General features: G+C 65.7%; 18 protein-coding genes. 6 read left to right on the top strand and 12 right to left on the bottom strand.

The features are described 5' to 3' along the window. The first annotated feature begins 9 nt into the window (after positions 1 to 9). Both RBB39_RS06390 and RBB39_RS06385 read left to right on the top strand, forming a co-directional pair. On the top strand, positions 10 to 1,287 hold the full coding sequence (locus RBB39_RS06390; RefSeq protein ID WP_045991950.1) for a TRAP transporter large permease: 1,278 nt from the start codon (positions 10 to 12) through the stop codon (positions 1,285 to 1,287). A 95-nt stretch (positions 1,288 to 1,382) separates the two neighbouring features. Beyond that, positions 1,383 to 2,156 carry an IclR family transcriptional regulator gene (locus tag RBB39_RS06385; RefSeq protein WP_045991949.1) on the top strand — a complete coding sequence of 258 codons (774 nt, stop codon included), beginning with the start codon at positions 1,383 to 1,385 and terminating at the stop codon, positions 2,154 to 2,156. A gap of 107 nt (positions 2,157 to 2,263) precedes the next feature. Here the strand turns inward: RBB39_RS06385 and RBB39_RS06380 are convergent, their stop codons facing one another. From RBB39_RS06380 to RBB39_RS06365, 4 genes are all read right to left on the bottom strand, one after another. Beyond that, positions 2,264 to 2,746 carry a universal stress protein gene (locus RBB39_RS06380; protein WP_045991948.1) on the bottom strand — a complete coding sequence of 161 codons (483 nt, stop codon included), beginning with the start codon at positions 2,744 to 2,746 and terminating at the stop codon, positions 2,264 to 2,266. Positions 2,747 to 2,829: 83 nt separating this feature from the next. Continuing rightward, entirely contained in the window at positions 2,830 to 4,170 is a 1,341-nt protein-coding gene (locus tag RBB39_RS06375) for a TRAP transporter large permease (RefSeq protein ID WP_045991947.1), read from the bottom strand. Between the two features lie 3 nt (positions 4,171 to 4,173). Continuing rightward, entirely contained in the window at positions 4,174 to 4,725 is a 552-nt protein-coding gene (locus tag RBB39_RS06370; RefSeq protein WP_045991946.1) for a TRAP transporter small permease, read from the bottom strand. Between the two features lie 122 nt (positions 4,726 to 4,847). Beyond that, a complete protein-coding gene (locus RBB39_RS06365; RefSeq protein ID WP_239452518.1) occupies positions 4,848 to 5,936 on the bottom strand; it encodes a TRAP transporter substrate-binding protein in 1,089 nt (362 codons plus the stop codon). A 288-nt stretch (positions 5,937 to 6,224) separates the two neighbouring features. On the opposite strand from RBB39_RS06365, the gene RBB39_RS06360 reads away from it, so the two are divergent. Continuing rightward, entirely contained in the window at positions 6,225 to 7,718 is a 1,494-nt protein-coding gene (locus tag RBB39_RS06360) for a PLP-dependent aminotransferase family protein (RefSeq protein WP_045991945.1), read from the top strand. A 17-nt stretch (positions 7,719 to 7,735) separates the two neighbouring features. On the opposite strand, the gene RBB39_RS06355 is transcribed toward RBB39_RS06360, so the two are convergent. Genes RBB39_RS06355 through RBB39_RS06345 form a run of 3 tightly spaced genes read right to left on the bottom strand, consistent with a single transcriptional unit; the run spans position 7,736 to position 11,839 of the window. Next, a complete protein-coding gene (locus RBB39_RS06355) occupies positions 7,736 to 8,716 on the bottom strand; it encodes a GTP-binding protein (protein WP_052704285.1) in 981 nt (326 codons plus the stop codon). Continuing rightward, positions 8,706 to 10,325 carry an amidohydrolase gene (locus RBB39_RS06350; protein ID WP_045991944.1) on the bottom strand — a complete coding sequence of 540 codons (1,620 nt, stop codon included), beginning with the start codon at positions 10,323 to 10,325 and terminating at the stop codon, positions 8,706 to 8,708. The genes RBB39_RS06355 and RBB39_RS06350 overlap by 11 nt, the downstream gene beginning before the upstream one ends. Then, positions 10,325 to 11,839: a sodium/glutamate symporter gene (locus RBB39_RS06345; protein WP_071211096.1), complete on the bottom strand. Its 1,515-nt coding sequence runs from the start codon at positions 11,837 to 11,839 to the stop codon at positions 10,325 to 10,327. The genes RBB39_RS06350 and RBB39_RS06345 overlap by 1 nt, the downstream gene beginning before the upstream one ends. Positions 11,840 to 11,956: 117 nt before the next feature. Between RBB39_RS06345 and RBB39_RS06340 the strand changes: the two genes are divergently transcribed. Further along, positions 11,957 to 12,859, top strand: a complete 903-nt coding sequence (locus RBB39_RS06340) for a LysR family transcriptional regulator (protein ID WP_045991943.1) — start codon at positions 11,957 to 11,959, stop codon at positions 12,857 to 12,859. 102 nt (positions 12,860 to 12,961) lie between these two features. Here the strand turns inward: RBB39_RS06340 and RBB39_RS06335 are convergent, their stop codons facing one another. The 3 genes from RBB39_RS06335 to thiO form a co-directional block, all read right to left on the bottom strand. Continuing rightward, the gene (locus RBB39_RS06335) at positions 12,962 to 14,410 is read right to left on the bottom strand and encodes an FAD-binding oxidoreductase (RefSeq protein ID WP_253029490.1); all 1,449 of its coding nucleotides are present in this window, start codon (positions 14,408 to 14,410) and stop codon (positions 12,962 to 12,964) included. Positions 14,411 to 14,443: 33 nt separating this feature from the next. Next, the gene (locus RBB39_RS06330) at positions 14,444 to 14,836 is read right to left on the bottom strand and encodes a nuclear transport factor 2 family protein (RefSeq protein ID WP_045991941.1); all 393 of its coding nucleotides are present in this window, start codon (positions 14,834 to 14,836) and stop codon (positions 14,444 to 14,446) included. 122 nt (positions 14,837 to 14,958) lie between these two features. Then, positions 14,959 to 16,149: a glycine oxidase ThiO gene (thiO, locus tag RBB39_RS06325; RefSeq protein WP_045991940.1), complete on the bottom strand. Its 1,191-nt coding sequence runs from the start codon at positions 16,147 to 16,149 to the stop codon at positions 14,959 to 14,961. Positions 16,150 to 16,362: 213 nt separating this feature from the next. On the opposite strand from thiO, the gene RBB39_RS06320 reads away from it, so the two are divergent. Both RBB39_RS06320 and RBB39_RS06315 read left to right on the top strand, forming a co-directional pair. Next, positions 16,363 to 17,412 (top strand): MoxR family ATPase, encoded by a 1,050-nt coding sequence (locus RBB39_RS06320; protein ID WP_045991939.1) that lies wholly within the window; start codon positions 16,363 to 16,365, stop codon positions 17,410 to 17,412. Next, positions 17,409 to 19,154 (top strand): cobalt chelatase, encoded by a 1,746-nt coding sequence (locus RBB39_RS06315; RefSeq protein WP_185696360.1) that lies wholly within the window; start codon positions 17,409 to 17,411, stop codon positions 19,152 to 19,154. The genes RBB39_RS06320 and RBB39_RS06315 overlap by 4 nt, the downstream gene beginning before the upstream one ends. Here RBB39_RS06315 and RBB39_RS06310 read toward each other — a convergent pair. Together RBB39_RS06310 and RBB39_RS06305 are read right to left on the bottom strand one after the other, a co-directional pair. Beyond that, on the bottom strand, positions 19,151 to 20,404 hold the full coding sequence (locus RBB39_RS06310; protein WP_045991938.1) for an FAD-binding oxidoreductase: 1,254 nt from the start codon (positions 20,402 to 20,404) through the stop codon (positions 19,151 to 19,153). The two genes, RBB39_RS06315 and RBB39_RS06310, sit on opposite strands and share 4 nt — an antisense overlap. Positions 20,405 to 20,593: 189 nt before the next feature. Continuing rightward, positions 20,594 to 22,006 (bottom strand): sodium:solute symporter, encoded by a 1,413-nt coding sequence (locus tag RBB39_RS06305; RefSeq protein ID WP_045991937.1) that lies wholly within the window; start codon positions 22,004 to 22,006, stop codon positions 20,594 to 20,596. Between the last annotated feature and the right edge of the window lie 116 nt (positions 22,007 to 22,122).

Here is a 22,122-nt window from a genome sequence, read left to right as displayed (position 1 = left end):
AGAGACGTCATGACCGACGGCATGCTTATCGGCCTGGTCACCGCGGGCTGCACCACCATCTTTCTGCTGGGGGTACCGATCTTCCTGGTGATCGGCCTGTGGGTGGTCGGCACCAGCCTGATCATCGACTTCACCCTGGCCAATATCGGGGTCACCCTGTTCCAGGGCCTGAGCTTCTTCGGCCTGCTGGCCCTGCCGCTGTTCATCCTGACCGGCGACTTGATCAACGCCGCCGGCATCGCCAAGCGACTGTCCGACTTCGCCTATTCGGTACTGGGCTGGCTGCGTGGCGGCATGGGCATGGCCACCCTCGGCGCCTGCGGCCTGTTCGCGGCGATCTCCGGATCCAACGCCGGCACCACCGCCACCATCGGCTCGATCATGCAGCCGGAGATGGTCAAGAACGGCTACGACGAGCGCTTTTCCGCCGCCACCGCCGCCTCCGGCGGAACGGTCGGCATCATCATCCCGCCGTCGATCATCTTTATCGTCTACGGCTTCATGATGAACCTGTCGATCAGCGACCTGTTCATCGCCGGCATGATCCCCGGGGCGATGATGGTGTTCGGCATGATGGCGGCCTGCCACCTGGTGGCGCGACGTCACGGCTGGGGCACCCTGATTCCGTTCAAGGCGGGTGAAAGCGCACGTTTTGCCAGGCGCGCCTATCTCGGCTTCGCCACCATCGGGGTGGTGATCTACGGCATCTATTCGGGCAAGTTCTCGCCCACCGAGGCCGCCGCCATCACCGTGGGCTTCACCCTGATCGCGGGGCTACTGATCACCCGCGAGATTCGCTTCACCGCGCTGCCCTCGATCATGCTGCGCTCGGGCCAGATCGCCGGCATGCTGGCGCCGTTGATCGCGATCTCGGTGGTGATGCAGCAACTGCTGTCGGTGCTGGGCGCGGGCCAGGCGCTGCAGGACCTGCTCAGTGGCCTGGGAAACTACTATGTGATCCTGGGGGCCTGCATGCTGATGATCCTGCTGGCCGGGATGATCCTCGAGAGCCTGCCGGTGACCATCATCCTGGCACCGATCCTGGCGCCCATCGCCCAGAACGCCGGGGTCGACCCGATCCACTTCGCGGTGATCTTCCTGGTCGGTGCCGCCATCGGCTTCGTCACCCCGCCCTTCGGCCTCAACCTCTACGTGGCCTCGAGCATCACTGGGATCCCCTACCTGCGCCTGGTGAAGTTCGTCATCCCCTACTTCATCGCGCTGATCAGTTGCTGGATCGCGATCTCGATGTGGCCGGCGCTGTCACTGATGCTGGTGAACCTGTAACACCGACAGGCAAGCAGGAGCACGCGGCAAGCCTCACCGGGCTTGCCGCGTTATCATGAGTGCCTGCCACCATTTTCCGTCGTCAAGGATCGCGTATGTCTACAGCAAGCACTCGGACCACGACCAATTCGACGCTGCAACGAGGCCTGGTACTGCTGGAAACCATCGCCACCTCGATCCACGGCGTCAGCGCCTCGGACCTGGAGCGTCAGCTCGACATTCCCAAGCCCACCCTGCATCGCCTGCTCAAGCAACTCGAGGAACAGGACCTGATCGTGCGCGACGTGGAAGGACGGCATCTGCTTCCCGGCGAACGACTGCACCGTATGGCCATGGGCGTGCTCGCCAACGAAAGCCTCAAGGCGCCGCGCCGTATGCTGCTCAAGCGCCTGGCCGAAGAGGTCAACGAAACCTGCAACCTGACCCTGCTGGAAGGTCACGAGGTGCTCTACTACGAACGGGTGGAGACCAACTGGCCGGTACGCATACAGCTGCCGCCGGGCTCGCGTCTTCCGCTGCACTGCACCGCCAGCGGCAAGATGTTTCTGGCGCTGATGGGGCCGGCCCAGCGCCGCCAGCTGCTCAAGCACCTGCCGCTGGAGGCCTATACCCCCTACACCGCCACCGAAGCAGACGAGCTGGAGCGGCGCCTGGCGGACATCGCCGAAAAGGAACTGAGCACCGACAACGAGGAATTCATCCAGGGCATGGTGGCCATCGCCGTGCCGGTGTACGACCAGACCGGGCGCATCCAGGCGACGCTGGCGATCCACGCGCCCCGGCTGCGCCACAGCATCGACTCACTGATGGAGTGGGCGCCCTTGATGCGGCGTATCGCCGGGCAGCTGCAGGATACCTTCGACCACTGAGCATACGAACGCATGAACGCATGAACGCATGAACGCATTGCCAAGGTACGCTGGCTGACCGCACGAGTCAGGACACGCTCGGCCAGCCAGGCTGACGTTCTTCGTGGCTACATCGGTGGCACCACCACCACCGGCACACTGGCACGCTTGATCACGCCCTTGGTCACCCGGCCTGCATAGGACGAGGCGAAGCCGCGCTTGTTGGTGGCCATGATGATCATGTCGCAGTCATGGCGCACGGCGTAGCGGGTGATTTCCGATGCCGGGTAACCCTCCAGCACCGACTTGGCGGCCACCACCTCGCGCCCGGGCAGGTTCGCCTCGTGCTCTTGCCAGAAGGCCTCGACAAATTCGTCCAGACGCTCTCGCGCCAGACGCAGGCGCTGCTCCATCAAGCCATCCAGGGTGGCGCGTTCACCGATGTTGGCCTTGAGGGTATGCATGACGTCATCGGACAGCGACTTGACCGCATGCAGCACGTGAACCTCGGCCCCGGTGGCCTTGGCCAGCGTCAGGGTGTGGGCAAGCACCTGGCGGCAATCGTCCTTCAGCCCCAGGCAACAGAGAAGACGCGAGATCGAAACAGGCATGGCGTGACTCCTTGGCGAGAGGCCGGGTCGCCGCGACATGCGAAGACACCCGGCCTTTTTTGCGGTGCGCTGACGGTGCGCAATCAGTACCCCAGCATACGGGGTAGCCACAGCGATATTTCCGGGAAGTAGGCGATCACGAACAGCGCGAACACCGAGCTTGCGGCAAACGGCAGCGCCTTGATCGATATCTCCTCGATGGAGGCACCGCCAATGCCTGAGGCCACGAACAGGTTCTCCCCCAGGGGCGGCGTCTGGAAGCCGATGGCCAGGGCACAGACGACGACGATACCGACGTGCACCGGGTCCATGCCCAGCATGTACATGATCGGCAGCAATACCGGCGTCAGGATCATGATAGCCGCCAGGGTTTCCATGAACATGCCGACAAAAAGCAGAAATGCGATAACCATGGCCCAGATCAAATACAGGTTATCGGTCAGTCCCAGCATGCCCTCGGCGATCACCGCCGGCACCCGCTGTTCGACCAGCAAGCGGCCGAATACCGTGGCGGTGAACAGGATCAACAGCACCCTCCCGGTGATCCAGGTAGTGGTCTCCAGGGTCTTGAGCGCCGGCTTCCACTTGAGCTCGCGGTGCAGGAAGATGCCGACGATCAGGGTGTAGGCGATGGCCACGATGGCCGACTCGGTGGGCGTGAACAGGCCGCTGTAGATACCGCCGAGGATGATCAGCGGCGCCAGGATCGACCACACGCCACGCTTCAGGCTCCTGGCGATGGTGTCCCAGGACCAGCTGTCGCTCAGCCCGCTGTAGCCGCGCCGGCGCGAGATGATGTAGTTGACGGTCAACAGGCAGCCAGCGATCACCATGCCGGGCAGGATGCCGGCAATGAACAGCTTCGGAATCGACAGCGTCTGGAAGGCGCCGTGTGCGGCCACGGCCTCCGCCGGTGGCTGCAGCCCCATCCCCGAGATACCAAAGATGACCATGGGAATGGACGGTGGAATCACCACGCCGAGGCCACCGGAGGACGCCGTGATGGCAGAGCCATAGCCGCGATCGTAGCCGCGGTTGGCCATGGCCGGGATCATCAGCATGCCCACTGCCGCGGTGGTGGCGGGCCCTGAGCCTGAAATCGCGCCGAAGAACATGCAGGCGAACACCGTGGCGGCGGCGAGACCGCCGGTCACCGGCCCTGCGAAGGCCTCGGCGATATCCACCAGGCGTCGCGAGATGCCGGCGGCTTCCATCAAGGCCCCGGCGAGGATAAAGGCCGGCAGCGCCATCAGCGGAAAGGACCCCACCGAGGTGAAGGCGATCTGCACGAAGGCCATGGGGTTCTCCCCCAGCGACAGATAGGTGGCAAGCGCCGCCACCCCCAGCGACACCGTGATCGGCGCGCCCAGCACCAGCAGCAGAAAGAATACGCCGAACAGCACGTAGATGATGGTCGTCTCCATGGATCAGTCTCCCTTCTCGTTGGATGACGACAGCGTCGAGGACTTGGCCTCGGCGATGGCCTCGGCCTCGGGATCGACGGGCTCGCGATGCTTGACGAAGCGCAGGTAGTTGTTCTGCAGGATGCGCAGGGTCATCAGCACAAAGGCCAGCGGCAGGATCAGGTAGAACACCTTCATCGGGATGCCCAGGGTCTGGGACTTCCAGAAGGTATTCATCTTGTTGAACACGAAGTCGTAACTGAGCCAGATGAAGACCAGGTTGAAGGCGATCCAGATCAGGTCGGTCAGCGCACCGCAGGCCAGCTCCACCCAGCGCGGGAAGAAACGGAACTGGAAGGTGACACGGTTATGGGCCGACTTCTTGGCGGCGTAGACCGCCCCCAGGTAGGCGAACCAGACGAAGGCGTAGGTAGCCAGCTCATCGGCCCAGGGCAGCGAATAGCTGAACAGGTTGCGCAGCATGATCTGGGCAAACAGCAGCGCCACGAAGGTCACCAGCAACAGCTGGCACAGCCAGTTCTCGAGGTTGTCCACGAGCTTACATAGACGATTCATCACGACGACCTCTGAGCAGGCACCACCTGACGTCCAATGGCAGACGTCCGGCGGTGCCATGATTCATGGCGCCTGGAGTCAGGCGCCGGGAGGATTCAACACGATAGCGACGTCGTGACAGATCAGGGAGCAGGCTCACGTCCCAGCGCGGCGAGCGCCTCGTCGAGCTTGGCCTTGCCGCCGATGCTGTCGTAGAAGTCGGGCCAGATGGCGGTGGCCTGTTCGATCCACGCCTGCTCGCCGTCGGCGGGCTCGGTGATCTCCATGCCGTGCTCTTCCACCAGCCGGGTCTTGATCGCGTCTTCCTGGGCCAGCAGATACTCGTAGCTGTGGTCGGTGGCCTCCTGAGCGGCCTCCAGCACCCACTGCTGCTGCTGCTCGGACAGACTCTGGAACATGCCTTCACCCATGATCAACGGCTCCATGGAGAACACATAACAGCTGTCGGTGACGTGATCCTGGACCTCGTAGAACTTCATCGCGTCGATGGTGATGTAGGGGTTGTCCTGGCCGTCGACGACGCCCTGCTGCAGGGCGGTAAAGGTCTCCGACCAGGCCAGCGGGTTGGGATTGACGCCCCAGGACTGGTAGGCGGAGATCATGATCTCGTTCTTGGGCACCCGGATGACCAGGCCATCCAGATCCTCGGGGCTCGCCACCGGCCTCGCCGAGTTGGTCAGACGGCGACAGCCGGAGTAGGCCCAGCCCAGTATCCGCACGCCGGCGTCACGAATGGTGTTGTCGACCATCTCCTGGCCGATCTCGCCCTGGGTCAGGGTGCGGGCGTCCTCGGGACTCTGGATCACGTAGGGCAGCGTCATCACCCCGACCGTCGGCGAGAACGGCGTGATGTTGTTGATCGCCAGTACCGACAGGTCGAGCAGGCCCATGCTGGCGTTGTTGACGGTATCCTGCTCACTGCCCAGCTGGCCGTTGGGAAACAGGTCCACGCTGACGTCGCCGCCGGACTTTTCCTCGATCAGCTTGGCGAAGGTCTGTCCCATCTCGTGCTGGGTGCCACCGGCGGCGTCGCCCAGCGCCATCTTCCAGGTTGTCGCCTGGGCCGAGCCAGCGGCGCCCAGCAGCGCCAGGGCGACCGCCGCCACCAGCGGGCGTGGGCCGAAGCGCCGGGGCGAGGCGGCAGCGCCGATGGCCGCAGGAGTCATGTTGCGCGGGGGCGTGGTACGGAGGAAAGGGGACTTGGTGTGCATGCGGAACTCCCATCATTGTTGTGCCGCTTAAAGCGGAATCTTGTTGCGGGTGTCACATCTTGATCGTCATTGGCTGGCGAGCGCCGTCAGGTCCGACCCGCCATGTGACTCACTCTCCCCCGTCGAGCATCGACGCCATAGGACCAGTGGCCCCACATCGATTGGGCCAGGCACCCGCGAGCCCTCGACAAGACGTCGACGCTGTAAGATCGTAGGCGGGCGTGGCCGCCAGGCCTGGGCCACGCCGGAACTCGTCCAACAACCACCATCCGGGAACCCGTCGTCGGTATGAGCGCCCCCCTGTTTCGACTCGACGCAAAGCGTCAGGAAAGCCTTCAGTGCCAGCTTCGCGAGCAGATCGCCCACGCCATCCTCGAGGGGCACCTGCCCACCGGTGAGGCGCTGCCTTCGAGCCGCAAGCTCGCCAAAGAGCTGGGCGTGGCCCGCAACACGGTGATGATCGCCTACGAGCAACTCCTGGACGACGGCTACCTGGTCGCCCGGGAGCGCAGCGGCTACTTCGTCAATCCGGATATCCTCGCCGGACGCGTCACGCCCCCGGCCGACATCGCCCTCCCAGCCGCCAGCGCCACCTCCCACTCCGGTACAGCGACGCCCTGGGACGAGCTGTTGACGATGCGACCCTCGCGCCAGCCGACCATCGTCAAGCCGGCCAACTGGCTCGACTACGACTACCCCTTCCTCTACGGCCAGATCGATCCCAACCTGTTTCCCACCCAGCACTGGCGGGAGTGCAGCCGCGACTCGGTCAGCGTGCCGGCCATCCGCCGCTGGTCGGCAGACCACCTGAGCGAAGACGACCCGCTGCTGATCGAACAGATCCACCAGCGGCTGCTGCCCCGCCGTGGCGTCTGGGCCCGGCCGGAGGAGATCCTGATCACCGTGGGCGCCCAGCAGGCGCTATGGATCACCGCCATGCTGATCCTGGGGACGGGTCGACGCTTCGCCATGGAGAACCCTGGCTACGTCGACATGGTCAATATCGCCCGCACCTTCACCGACGATATCGTCGCGGTGGACGTGGACGACCAGGGCCTGGTGATCGATCAGCGCCTGGCCGATTGCCACCTGGCCTACGTCACCCCGAGCCACCAGTCGCCCACCGGCGTGACCCTGCCGATGCAGCGCCGCCGCGACTTGCTCGACAGCGCCAGCGCCAACAACTATCTGGTCATCGAGGACGACTACGAGAGCGAGACCAACTTCGTCGACAACCCGACGCCGGCACTCAAGAGCCTCGATAGCGATGGCCGGGTGATCTACGTGGGCAGCCTGTCCAAGACCCTGGCGCCGGGCCTTCGGCTCGGCTACATGGTGGCGCCCCCCGCCTTTATCGCCGAGGCGCGCGCCCTGCGCCGGCTGATGCTGCGCCACCCCGCCACCAACAACCAGCGCAGCGTGGCGCTGTTTCTCGACCGCGGCTACCACGACGCCCTGCTGCGCCAGATACGCCAGACCTACCAGCGCCGCTGGCTGTTGATGCGTGACGCCCTCGAGTCCCACCTGCCCGAGCTGCGTATCCGCTCCACCTTCGGCGGCTCCTGCTTCTGGCTGGAGGCCCCCGCCGACACCGATGTGTCACTGCTGAAACGGCTTGCCGAGGAGCACAGCATCCTGATCGAGAACGGCGAGGTGCACTTCCTGACCCCGGCGCCTCGCCCCACCCTTAGGCTCGGCTTCTCGGCCATCGACGAGACCCGCATCGAGCGTGGCATCGAACGCCTGGCGGCCCTGCTGCCCCAGGCACGTCGCACCAACTGAATCCGGGAGGCGCTGGACTAGCGCCCGATCGGTGCCATCGGCGCCGTATCAGTCTCGCTGTCGAGCTGCGCAAGCTCCTCCATCAACCGGGTAAAGCGTTCTCCCCGACGCCCGATGCACACCAGCACGGCGCCGGTGGCGGGCGGCCCGTGGCTCTGCCAGGCGAGGCGCTGCCCGCTCAACTGCAGACTTCGCCATTCTTCCCCGTCCGCCAGCCGACAGCGGACAAAACCCTTGGCGCGAAACAGGCAGTCGCGGTAGCGCTCGAGCAGCACTTGCAGCTCCTCGGCCACCAGGGAGTGGCGAAGGTGCAGGGTGGCATCGGTCAGCCCCGAGTGTCGGGCACGCACGGCGAACGGCTCCGCCGATGCCTTGGCGCCATTTCCCTGCCAAAAGGCCGGGCCAGAGGACGTCGTCCTGGACGACGCGGGAGCGACTTGTACCGGCTCTGTCGCCACCGCCGCACCAGGGGCGAGCTGGCCCAGCCACCCGAGCAGCTGGTCGCGCGCGCTGTCCTCTTGGGGCAGACGATTGACCAGCAGACGATGGGCGGCGTGCACCTGGGCGCGCCATAGCTCCCCCACCTGGGCGTCCAGCGCCAGACGGCCAGCCTGGCTCGCATCCACCAGTACCACGATATCGGCAAGCTCAAGCCCCGGCGCCAGCCTGGCGATATCGGCGATCCGTTGAGGATTGGCCACGCCGCTGGCCTCGATCAGAATTTCCGTTGGCCTGGCCTTGAGTCGCAGCGCCTGGGACAGCTGCTCGGCCAGGGTGCCCCCCAGGGTGCAGCAGACGCAGCCGTTGGACAGCGACAGCACTCGATCATCGCGGTAGTCGATCGCCGCTACATCGACGTTCACCTCGCCGACGTCGTTGACCAGAATCAGAGCATCCTCGATATCCCCCGACGCCAGCCGACGGTTGAGATAACTGGTCTTGCCCGCCCCCAGGAAACCTGCGATCACCGTCACCGGCACCCGATCATCACACCTCATGCACCTGTCCTCCCGACACCGTGGCGTGTACCCGGATGTGTCGCAGATCCTGTGCTGAAACTTGCAATGGGTCGTCGTCCAGTACCGCCATATCGGCAAACTTGCCGACGTCCAGGCTACCCACACGGTCGTCCATGCCCAGCGTGATGGCAGCGCCCAGGGTGATCATTTCCAGTGCATCTTCCACGCTCACCGCCTCATGGTGACCCAGCGTCTGGCCACTGGCGCTCTGCCGGTTGACCGCACACCAGGCGGTGAACAGCGGCCCCAGCGGGGTCACCGGCGCATCGCTGTGGATGGCGGTGACGATGCCCAGTCGGCGGGCCGAGGCCAGCGGCTCCAGGCGCTGGCAGCGCGTCGGTCCCAGGGTGCGTTCCAGGTGCACATCACCCCAGTAGTAGAGATGATTGGCGAACATGTTCAGGCACAGTCCAAGACGGGCAGCGCGACGTAGCTGGGCATGGTCGATGATCTGGCAGTGCTGCAGGGTATGGCGGTGATCGAAACGCGGCCACAGGGTCAGCGCCTCCTCCAGGGCGTCCAGCATCAACTCCACGGCCTCGTCACCGTTGGTGTGAATGTGCAGTTGAAGCCCCGCCTGGTGGTAGGCGTGTACCAGCGCCACCAGTCCCTCTGGCTCGGCGTTCCACAGCCCGTTGGGATGACCGTCATGGTAGTGGGGCCACTTCAACCGCGCGGTATAGCCCTGGATCGAGCCGTCGGTCATCAGCTTGGCCGGGCCAAACACCAGCCGCTCATGGCTGTGGCCCATCGCCGCCTGGAGCCGCGCGATGCCCTCCTCGGCCGACCACGCCAGCACCCCCATGGCCGGCACCAGGCGCACCGGAAAATCGGCCTCCCGGGTCACCTCGACCATCGAGGCGATGGCGTCATCGCTCAAGGGGTTGTACAGATCGGTGATGGTGGTGACGCCCTTGGCCGCCGCGATGGCACCGTAGCGCCTGAGCACCTCGGGTGACGCCACCGCCTCGAACAGATTCCTGCCAAGGGCATCGAACACCACGAACATGGCGGCCATTTCCTGGAGCTCGCCATTGGGCTGGCCGTCCTCGTCGAGCATGATGCCCTCGACCCGCGGCCCCTCGCTGATGCCGGACAGTGCCAGCATGGCCGAATTGACGGTCATCACGTGCAGGCTTGCGTGCAGCACCACCAGCGGTCGATCTCCCACCGCCTCGTCGAGCTGGTGGCGATTCAGGCGCTGGCCGGGAAAGTAGACCGGATCAAAGCCCCAGGCGACCAGCGGCTCGCCCGGCGGCAGGCTATCTGCATGCTGGCGCAGCCGTGCCTGCATCTCGGCGACGCTCTTCAGCCCCGGCCACTCCTTGCCCTCGGCATCGACCCGACTGAAATACCCGAGATAGAGGTAGTCCCACATGGCGCCTTCCAGGGCGTGGCTATGGCCTTCGACGAAACCCGGCAGGATCACCTTGTCGGCAAAGCGATCATCGATGCGGGCGTCGGGCGGCATCGCTTGCGCATCCCCCACCGCCAGGATGCGATCTCCCTGCACCGCGACATGGGTCGCCTCGGGCTGGGACGGATTCATGGTCAGGATGCGTCGAGCGGGATAGACGGTGATGCTCATCAGGAGGCAGCTCCCTTGCTGATGGTGGGCGAGGAGGCGGAGGCTGAGTCTGACTGGGCGGCGGCATGGCCTTGGGTGGGAACACCCTCGGCCCAGCCCGACGAGGGCGATGAGGCTCTGCCGTGCCGCCCCCACATCAGCATCAGCGGGATGCAGGCGATCAGGGCGATGGCGGTGCCGCCGAACACCAGCAGATAGATCGCCGGCGTCAGCGACGGCACGATAGGAGCGAAGATCATCAGGATGTGCAGGTTGACCACCACGATGGCCAGATTGAAGAAGGCCAGCTCCTTGGGCACCGAGGTGGAAAAGTCGGCGTCCATCATGCGCAACAGCAAGAGCCCGGTACCGGTGGAGCCACAGCAGCAGCCAAACGAGGTCACGGTACGCTCTGGTCCCAGATTGCCGCTCAACCGCCCGATCAACAGACAGCCCACCAGGGTGGCGATCGTCACCGTCACGGTCACCAGCAGGATAGGCGCCAGCAGCGCGTAGAGCACCGCGAACTGGATGCTCATGAGGGTTCCCACCACCATGAAGTCCACCGCGCTGCCGGTGATCCGCTTGAGCGTCTCGTCATCGACACGGTGGGAAAGCCCGAGCCGATCGATCACCATGCGCATCAGCACGCAGACACCCAGCCCGTGCAGAAAGAACAGGTTGTGGCTGAACAGCACCCCGACGTTGATGCCGAACGGCGAGGCATTGCCGATGATGCCCTGCACGAAGGTCAGCCACAGGTGGGTGATCACGTAGGCGATGGCAAGCAGGCCCAGATGGTAGGCCAGCGAATCCAGATTGCCCGGGTGCGACACCATGCGCCCCATCCCGGGAGCCTGCTGGTTGCCCTCGTCGTCGCCCGCCCGGGTAAAGAAGCCCAGGCGAAAGTTGTCATCCAGGCGCGAGGCACGATTGGCGTTCAACCCCTTGGTCAGGTAGCGCCGGGCAAGCGGCACGCCCAGGGCAAACGCCATCAAGAATCCCAGTGAGGCATAGATCAGTCCCACCTGGGCGGCATTGGCGATGCCGTACTCGGTCTCCCAGATGGTGCCGTAGGTCAGCGCCTGGCCCGGCCCCTGGGTAAAGCCGTGGGTCACGATGGCTCCCAGAAATCCGCTGACGTCGCTGCCGGTCACGGCGTCGTAGCCGGTCACCACCAGAAAGCCGATGGCACCTTGCATGCCCAGGCTGATGCTCCAGGCAAGCGTCAGCCAGAGCCCGCCGCGCACAATACTGCCGCCACCACCGGGCGCGTCCTGGCGACCACCCCCGGTAAGGCACAGCGACATGAAGCTCAGGGTGAAGAAATGAAAGGTCAGAGCGGTGAAGTCGGCGGGTGAGTAGCCCGGCAGCAGATCCAGCGAAAGCGCCAGGAAACCGATCAGGCCGCCGACGATGCTGGCCGGAACCAGCGAGGCCCGAAGCCAGCTCAGCCGGCTTCTCAGCTGGCTGCCGACCCACAGCATGAGGGCAAGCAGCGCGAAGGCGATCACCCCGTGAAAGGAGTCTTGCATGATGGAGTCACCTCGACGTTGTCGTTGTTGGAAGTGAAGCGAACACTTCCAGCCTAGGAACGCCATCGTTGCGCGTATAATATCATTTAACGTTCACTTGATACCTGTGAGGCATCAATGCGCATCGAGCTTCGCCACCTTTACGCCTTTGTCGCCGTGGCCGACAGCCTGCACTTTCGCCGCGCCGCCGAGCGTCTCAACGTCGCCCAGCCGGCGCTGAGCCGCACCATCGCTCAGCTCGAGGACGCCATCGGTGAAGCGCTGTTCGTGCGCAACAATCGTCAGGTCCGCCTCACCGATCCGGGACGCATCATGCTCGAGGAGAGCCGCCAGATACTGCGCCAGGTCGATGATGCAGTGCTCAAGACCCAGCGAGCGGGCCGTGGAGAACTGGGCCGGCTGGCCATCGGCTACACCGACTTCGCCATCACCGGTGAGTTGCCGGCACTATTGGACGACTTTCGCCGCCAGAATCCGGACATCCACTTCGACCTGAGCTTCGGCTCCACCGCCCAGCAACTCGACGAGTTGACCGAGGGACGCCTGGACTTCGGCTTCGTTACCGGCCCGGTGCTGACCCCGGGGCTGCGTTCCCGCCCCATCCAGCGAGATCGCTTTATCGCCGCGGTCGGTGACAACCACCCGTTGGCCGGGCGCAAGAGCATCCGGCTGGAGGAGTTGGCCCGGGAGCCGTTCATTCTTGGCGCCCGCAGCATGTGGCTGCACTTTCGCCAGATGCTCGAGCAGATTTGTCGGCAGGCGGGCTTCGAACCCCATGTTGCCCAGGAGACCTTCAACAGCGAGACCATGTTTGCCTTTGTCGCCTGCGACTTCGGCGTCACCGTGCACCTGGAGTGCGCCACCAACTATGTGCGCAAGGGCGTCACCCTACTGCCGCTGGAGGGGGTAAAGGAGTGCCTGGTCACCGAGGTGGCCTGGCGGGAAGACGGCGTGACAGCGGTTCAGCAGGCCTTTCTCGACCGCCTCGACAAGATGCTGCCACCGGAGGAAGTGAAGTAGCGGCAGCACCCGCCGCAGCACCATAGACATTGAAAAGCCGCGACCCCAAGGTCGCGGCATCGTCGTGAGGGTTACCCCTATCCAGAACGGGACCGATCAGGTTCAGAGCACCTCGTCCTTGAAGTAGTAGTAGCGATAGAGGAAGCGCTGGCCGAATCGGCGAAAGGGGGCGAAGGCCTCCGACTCGATACGTTCGCGCAGGTTGGGAAAGGGCAGCTTCGAGGTGAAGATCGGCAGATCCAGCGACCTGCCCTCCCCTGCGATCCACTGGGCCAGGCGCTTGCCGGCCTGGGCCGAGTACATCACTCCGTTGCCGCCATAGCCCAAGGCGTAGTAGACGCTCTCCTTCGGGTCCGGCTGATGGATGCGCGGCATCATGTCGTGGCTGACGTCCACCCAGCCCCACCAGGAGTAGTCGATCTCGATGCCGGCGAGCGCCGGGAACTTGCGCTCCAGATCGCCCCTGAGTACCGCCGCGTAGCGCTCCCTGGGGGCATCGCGGCCGCTGATGGCGCTGCGACTGCCGATCTGCACGCGGTTGTCCGGCAGCAGCCGATAGTAGTGGCGCAGGATTCGGGTGTCGGTCAGCACCTGTCGGGTGCGGAAACCGGTTGCCTCAATCTCGGCCTCGGTCAGCGGCCGAGTGACCATGGAGTTCGACAGAATCGGCAGCAGCCGGTTCTTGAGGTGGGGGCTCAGCTGACCGGTGACGTAGCCGCCGGTGGCCATGCCCACCGCCCGCGCCTTGACCACGCCGCCTGGCGTGCGCAGATGGTGCACGTCGCCATGGGTCTCCCAGCCAAGCACCGGGCTCGCAGGGTGGATCTTCACCCCCAGGGCGCGCGCCTTGCGATGGTAGCCGAAGGCCAGCTTGGCGGCGTGGATACCGATGCCCTCGGGCTCGTGCATGGCGCCGGCCGCCTCGCTGTCGCCCACCCACTCACGCTTGACGGTGTCGCCGTCGATGATGCGAGCGTCGTAGTCGAAGGTCTCGCGCAGAAGCCGCGCCTCCTTCTCCAGGCTCGGCATCACCCTATCCTTGTGGGCGATATACAGGTGCCCGCCGGGCTGCGGGTCGCAGTCGATATCGGCGATCAGCGACTTGAAGGTCTGCATGCCCTCGACACACTCGCGGTGCAACTTGAGCGCGGTATCGAGGCCATAGCGCTGGATCCACTGAGACCGCTTGAGTCGCCCCGAGGCGCATTGGGCCTGGCCGCCATTGCGGGTGCTGCATCCCCAGCTGACGCGGTTGGCCTCGAGCACCGTGGCCTTGATGCCGTAGCGCTCGGCCAGAAAGATCGCCGCCGTCAGGCCAGTGAACCCGGAGCCGATGATCACCACGTCGGCGTCGGTGTCCGCCACGATCGGGCCATCGTCGGCCGGGGGCTCGCCGGCGGTGGCGATCCAGTAGGTCGGCGCATAGTCACAGCCGGTACCGACCTGCCTGGCGGTCAACGGGTCATAGGCGGGATCATAGGGGGCCTGGGCCGGAGTGGCCCGGGCGGCATCGTCCGACGAAGCGGCCAGCGGGGTCTGTAGATCCAGCATGTCGAAGCTCCCGAGTCAGGTATCCGAGGTCGCTCAGCCGTTGTTGACCGGCGTGGCGGGGCGCTGCTTGCGGTAGGCGTTCTTCACCGCGATCTTGCCGTCACGGAAGGTGAAGGCGTCGATCATCCGCGCCTCGGAGCGCATGCCATCGGCGGTGGTGCCGCTATAGGTGCTTTCGCTGTAGCCGCGATCTCCCACGACCTGATGCACGCCGTCGAGCCATTGGGCGTCCGGCGCGTTTTCCCAGGCGGCACGCAGCCCGGCGCGAACCTCCTGCTGACCACGAAAGGTCTTGCCGAGCAGGTCTGGACCTGCGACTGCATGAAATTCGCAGTCGTCGGTCATCATCGACATCACCGCATCGATATCGTGACGGTTGAGGGCGTCGGCGAAGTCGGCGAGAAACTGGGCGTCGGGCTGGCTCATGGTGAGACTCCTTGTTATTGGCAGCGCGGGCGGGGTGTCGCCCACGCTGTGTCAGCAAAGTGGTGGCGAGGCGCAGCGCGCCTCGACTCACCTTGAGCCTATAGGGGCCGGTCGTCTGCCACTTAGCACCAGTTGCCCGCCGTCGATTGGGCCAGCCCCGACATGGACGTCGAGCCAGGGGTAGAGACAGGGCCCGCCGGCTCTTCGCGCTGGATGCGATAGGGGGCCGGATCCACGCAAGGGGTGCGCCCCAGCATCAGCTCGACGCCCAACCGCGCCGCCGCCGGCGCCAGCACCAGGCCGTTGCGAAAGTGCCCGGCATTGACGTGGAGGCCACGACATCCTGGCACCTCACCGATAAAGGGTATCCCCCCGGGGGAGCCGGGACGCAGGCCCGCCCAGTGGTGCTCGATCGACGCCCGGGCGAGCGCCGGCAGCAGGCGCACGGCACTGCGATACAGCGACACCCGGGCCTCGCTGGTGGTGCGCTTGTCGAAGCCTTGATGCTCAAGGGTGGACCCCACCAGGATGCGGCCATCACGCCGTGGAATCAGGTAGCGCCCATCGGCCAGCACCACCCGCGACAGCGGCCGCGGCGTGCCGGGAGCCGGCCGCAGCACCATCATCTGGCCCTTGACCGGTGCCACCGCCATGCCGACCCCGAGGTGCTTGAGCAGGGCACCGCTCCAGGCGCCGCCGCATACCAGCACCCTGGACGCGGTGAGCACGCCGGTGGCGGTGTCGACGCCCTGGATCTGCCCGGCCACGACCTTGAAGCCGGTCACCTCACAGCCCTCGCGCAGCTCGACCCCCGGATGCCGCTCGAGCCGCGCACGCAGGGCACGGCCCAGGCGCGGATTGCGCAGACTACCCAGGGTCGGCATCCACAGTCCGCCCTCGCCCTGGCGGACCCAATGGGTGTCGGCCAACGCCGGCTCCATTCGGCGGATGGCGTCGGCGTCGATGTCCTCGAGCGGCTTGGCCTGACACCTGGCCCAGCGACGCGCCGCGTCGGCATCTTCCACCGCCAGGTACAGAAGCCCGTGTCGGCTGAACTGAGGGTCGACGCCGGTGGTCTCTCTGAGTTCATCGCAGAGCCCCGGATAGACCTCTTCCGATAGTGCCGACAACGCCGACACCGGGGCGCTGTAGCGCCAGGGGTAGAGTGGCGAGACGATACCGCCACCGGCCCAGGAGGCCTCCCGGGCACAGCGCCCACGCTCCACCTGGGTCACCGAAAGCCCCGCCTCGGCCAACTGCCAGGCACTCATCAGGCCGATGACCCCGCCGCCCACCACCACTACATCGCTCATGCTCGCCTCCTCGCTCGTCTGCCCATGTCCATTCAGCGCCGCTGTCGCGACCGCTGCCACCGCCGTTATCACCGCTGTTATCACCGCCAAAGGCCAATCGTCGCAGCGACACAAGATCAATCAAATCTCATTTTTCGATACAATTTGCGTTATTTTTTAAAACAGGTCTATAGTGACGACACACCTTTCCACCGCGTTTCAGGATTGACGACCATGGCCGACGCCTCACCCCTGCTCGACGACGCCCTCCCCGCCCAGCGTTGGCACAGCGCCCGGGAAATCTTCGGCATCGACTCCGACCTTCAGGTCCCGGTGTTCGAGACGCGCGACGACCATGTGCCGGCCATCGATGACGCCTATCGCTTCAACCCCGACGTGACCCTGGCGATCCTGGCCGGTTTCACCCGCAACCGCCGGGTGATGGTTCAGGGCCTGCATGGCACCGGCAAGTCGACCCATATAGAGCAGGTGGCCGCCCGCCTCAACTGGCCATGCGTCAGGGTCAACCTGGACGGCCATATCAGCCGCCTCGACCTGGTCGGCAAGGACGCCATCGTCATTCGCGACGGGGTCCAGGTCACCGAGTTTCAGGAAGGCATCGTGCCCTGGTCGCTGCAGCGCCCGGTGGCGCTGATCTTCGACGAGTACGACGCCGGGCGTCCCGACGTGATGTTCGTAATCCAGCGCATTCTGGAGCGCGACGGCCAGTTCACCCTGGTCGACCAGAACCGGGTCATCAGCCCGCATCCGATGTTTCGTCTGTTCGCCACCGCCAATACCGTGGGGCTGGGCAACCAGGACGGCCTCTACCAGGGCACCCAACTGCTCAACCACGCCCAGGTGGACCGCTGGAACATCGTCGCCAAGCTCGACTACCTGCCCCGCGACGAGGAAGTGAAGATCGTGCTCGCCCGGGTGCCGAGCAAGGACAACGAACGTGGCCGACGCCACATCGACGCCATGGTGGCGGTGGCCGAACTGACCCGTAAGGGCTTCGCCAACGGCGACCTGTCGACGCTGATGTCGCCGCGTACCGTCATCACCTGGGCCGAGAACTGCGAGATCTTCCGCGACCCGGCGCTGGCCTTCCGGCTATCGTTTCTCAACAAGTGCGACGAGCACGAACGGCCCCTGGTCGCCGAGTTCTACCAGCGCTGCTTCGATGCCGAACTCAGCGAATCCGTGGCCAGTGTGTCGTCAGACGACGATTCACAGGCCAGCGATTCACTGGACAAGAAAGCAGACGCCGGGGAGGCGCCATGAGCGCAGCGGGCGAGGCGGCGCTGGCGCTCGCCCGCCAGCGCCGCCAGCAGTACCTGGAGGAGCTGGAAGCCGCCGTGCTGCGCGCCCATACCGGTGAGCACGACTGGTTCTACGCCGGTCGCAGGCTCTACCGAGGGGCGTCCCGGGTGGCCCTGCGCGCGCCTCACCTCAAGCTCGCCGAGGACTGCCTGTCGCTCGCCGACTATCGCGCCGTCAGCGACGCCCTGGCATTGCGCCAGCGCTTCAGCGACGACCGGCTGCACCAGCGCCTGCGCCCCGAGGAACCCGAGCCGCGACTGATCTACGACTGGCTCGAGCAGTGTCGGGTCGAGGCCCTGCTGGACGGGCCAGCCCCAGGCATGGCGCGCAACCTGAAAGCACGCTTCGAGCGCTGGTCGCTGGACTATCACCACGCCCAGCTCACCGAGAGCGCGCTGGGCCTGTTGCTGTTCTGCGTGATCCAGATCAGCCGGTCACGGCTGATGGCGGCGCCCATGCTCGAGGAATTCGAGGACTTGCTGGAAGCGACCCGCGCCAATATCGTACCGGCGCTGGGCCACGCCCTGGCAGGACTGCGGCGCGAGCGCCACGACCAGCAAGGATTCCAGCGTCACGCCCGCGACATCGCCGACTGGATCGCTGCCCAGCTCGAAGGTTACGAGCCCCAGGGCGAGCGCGAGGACGAAGCCAAGGACCCACGCCGGGCGCTGGCACTGCTGCTCGACAGCGAGGACGAACTCGACGACGAGGTGCCCCTGGCCGCCACCGGCCAGAGCCGCACCCTAGCCGACGGCGCCCATCGTTATCGCGCCTTCACCACCGCCTACGACAGCGAGCGCGAGGCCGACAGCCTGGTGCGTCAGGCCCAGTTGGAAGAGTACCGGTCGCGCCTGGACGAGCGCCTGCACGCCCAGAAGGTCAATGTGCGTCGTCTGGCCCGCCAGTTTCGTCGCCACCTGTCGGTGGCCGATCGCGATGGCTGGCAGGACGGCGAGGAAAGCGGCGTCATCGACGGCCGCCGACTGTCCCAGATCGTCTCCTCCCCTCAGGAGCGGCGCGTCTTTCGGCGCGAGCGCTACCGTCCGGTCAGTGACGCCCAGGTCACCCTGCTGATCGATTGCTCCGGCTCGATGAAGGCCCACGGCGAGTCCATCGCCATGCTGGTCGAGCTGTTGACCCGGGCGCTGGACATGGCCGGTGTCGACAGCGAGGTGCTGGGCTTCACCACCGCCGCCTGGAACGGCGGCCGAGCCCAGCGCGACTGGCTCAAGGCCGGGCGCCCCGCCACGCCGGGACGGCTTAACGAGGCGCGCCATCTGATCTTCAAGGACGCCCAGCAGCCGTGGCGACGCGCGCGAAAGCGCTTTGCCGCCCTGCTCAAGGCCGACCTGTACAAGGAAGGGATAGACGGTGAAGCGGTCGAGTGGGCCTGCCAGCGCCTGATGGCGGCAGACGTCAATCGCCGCCTGCTGGTGGTGATCTCCGACGGCAGCCCCTCGGACAGCGCCACCAACCTGGCCAACGACCGCCACTACCTCGACAACCACCTGCGCTCGGTGGTCGCAACCTTCGGCGGCGGCAACGGCCGTCGCCCCGGCCCCATCGATATCATCGGCCTCGGCGTCGGCCTGGACCTGAGTCCCTACTACGCCCGCCACCGGGTCATCGCCCTGGACCAGACCCTCGACAACGCCCTGCTCGACGAAGTGGTGGAGCTGATGTTGTCGAGGCGTCGCTACTAGAACCGGGCAGGGGACAAGCTGGCGACGTAGTCAGGCAGGGCTTCGCCGTGGATCATGGCCGCGATCAATTCGCCGGTGTGGGCGGACTGGGTCAGCCCCAGGTGGCCGTGGCCGTAGGCCACGAAGAGCCCTTTTCTGCCCGTTACCTGCCCTACCACCGGCAGGCCGTCCGGTGTCGAGTGGCGCACGCCCATCCAGCGCTCCGCCAGGCTCAGGGGCCGTCCGAACAGCGCTTCCCCCCAGCCCTTGAGCCTTTCCCAGCGGCGCTCGTCGGCGGCGCGGTCAGGAGCGGTAAACTCGGTGGTGCCCGCCAGGCGAACGCCGCCATGCATGGGGGTGGCATAGAAGTGGCGGGCCAGCCAGCCCACCGGGCGCGACAGCGAAAGCGGCGTTTCAAGCCGCACGTGGTAGCCGCGCTCGCTCACCACCGGCAGCGACACGCCGAGCGACTTGAGCAGGGCATCATTGGCGATGCCCGCGCACAGCACGACCTGGTCGGCCTGGTACTCACGGGACTCGCCGTTCTCGCCCTTCTCACCGATCAGGCGCCAGCCCCCCGCGGCCAGCGGCACCAACCCCCTGATGCGGGCACCATGCTGCACCACGCCCTCGCCTGCCAGGCGCTGCCACAGGGCTCGGCTCACCGCCAGGGAATCCTTGAGGTGGCGCGTCTCGGGGAAGTACAGGCCGCCGACGAGATCCGCGGGATGGATCGTGGGTTCCAGATCGCGCACCTCCTGCGCCGTAAGCGCCTCACAGGCCACCCCATCGGCCCGCTTGGCACGGGCCGACGCCTCCAGGGTCGCGGCCAGCGGGTCGCCTTGGCGGGCGAGTTGCAGACAGCCGGTGTCGGCGTACAGATCCGGCGCCTCGAGCGACTCCAGCAACGCGTGCTGAGCCTTGACCGCATCCTGAATCAGCGCCACCAGATCCGACTTGTGGCGGGCGAAACGCGACGGCGTCGCCGCCTTGAGAAAGCGCGGACCAAAGCCCGCCAGGCGGGCCAGATAGCGAGGGTCAACAGACAGCGAGGCGTCACGCCGACACAGCTCTCCAGGCAGTTGCCTCAAGGTATCGATACTGGCCATGGGCGAGGTGGCGTAGTTGGCGATCAGGCCGGCGTTGCCGAAGGAGGTGCCCTCCCCCGGCGGGCCCGGGTCAAAAAGCTGTACCCGGTGGCCACGTCCCGCCAGCGAACGCGCCACGGCCAGCCCGACGATGCCGGCACCCACGACGGCGATGGTATTCATGCACAGTCTCCTGTTGGACGAGGGCGGCCGGCCCGTGCTTGGGGCCAGCCGCGTCTTGTGGGCGATATCGTGGGGTTCAGTTGTCGCGGTAGAAGCGCCAGGAGGCGATACCCACCCCCACCGCGGTGAGGATGCTGACGGCACTGACGGTATACAGAGCAAGAGCGTACAAGGTCATGGGAATCTCCTTCACTGAGCCTTGGCGGTGACAGGGGCGTCGGGGACCGAGCGGAACAGTCGGTAGACCAGTACAAACACCAGCACATTGGCGATGACGCCGGCGATCAGCGCGGTCAGACCGGTCGCCGCCTGCAGGTCGAACGGGCCCCACTTCCACAGGATGGTCACCAGGGCGCCGGCGAGCATGGCGGCGACCGCCGAGCGGGTGCAGCGCAGATCGAACAGCACCGCGAACACGAAGGGCAGCAGAATGGTCGGCGCCCACAGCGCGTAGCTGAGCAGCAGCGCATCGATGATCGAGGTGGCGTAGAGGGCGAAGACCACCGCGCCGAGGCCAATCAGCAGGTTGACCAGTCGCTCGATCCACAGCCGCTTCTTCTCGCTGACGTCAGGCTCGATAAAGGGTTTGTAGATGTCACCGACGAAGATCACCGCCGCCGAGTTGAGGTAGGAGTCGGCGGTGGACATCACCACGGCCAGGAGCGAGGCCAGCACCAGTCCGGTGATGCCCACCGGCAGGGCGTCGCGGATCAGGGTCGGCATCGCCTGGTCGGGCGAGATGGTCGGATAGAGCACCAGCGCGACCAGCCCGATGGTGGCGCTGACCAGATAGAACAGGAAGCCGAAGCCGCCGGCCACCGAATAGCCGATACGAGCGTGGCGCGAGTCAGGGGCCGACAGGGCGCGCTGGGTGTAGGGCGGCACCAGGGTCTCGCCGAGCAGAAAGGCGATGAAGATAGACAGGAACATGCCCACCGAATAGTCGCCCATCAGGCTGAAGTGGCCCTCGGGCAACCGCTCCACCAGCGCCTGGGGGCCGCCCAGATCATGGATGCCGATCAGCATAGTCACCGGCAGGAACACCGCCAGCATCAGAAACTGCACCACGTCGGTCTGGATCACCGCCCACATGCCACCCACGGTGGAATACAACAGCACCACCGCCATGCCGATCAGGATGCCGGTGGAGACCTCGATACCGAGGATGGCGTGGAACACGGTGCCCACCGCCAGGGCCTGGGCGCCGAGGATGCCGATGCAGAACACCAGCGAAAAGATGCCGGTGAACAGTCGCGCGCTGGCACCGAAGTGCTGCGCCATGATGTCGCCTACGGTCTGGGCGTTGACGTAGCGCTTGAGCCGGGGGGCGATGAACAGACCCGCCAGTACCGTGGCCAGGGGGAAGGCCGAGGCGGCGACCATGAAGGCGTAGCCTTCGTCGAAGGACTTGCCGGCACGCCCCATGGAGGCGCCGCCGCCGAGGAAGGAAGCCGCCAGGGTGGCGAACAGCACCGGCCAGATGATCTTGTTGCCGGCCACCGCAAAGTCCGCGCTGCCGGAGACCTTCTTGGCGCTGCGATAGCCGATGTAGATCAGTATCGCGAAATACAGAAGCAGACCGCCGAGGTCGATGGGATTCATGAAACTACCCTCGTTATGGTTGTTGGGGGTGGTTTCAGCATCGACCGCCATTGCCATAAAGACAACTTTGAGATAACTATGAAACCATAAATATAATTTAGAGGCGCTCGCTCACT

The sequence above is a fragment of the Halomonas sp. MMSF_3323 genome (assembly GCF_030733595.1).
Lineage (GTDB): Bacteria > Pseudomonadota > Gammaproteobacteria > Pseudomonadales > Halomonadaceae > Halomonas > Halomonas litopenaei.
This window is presented reverse-complemented; position numbering and strand designations above follow the sequence as displayed.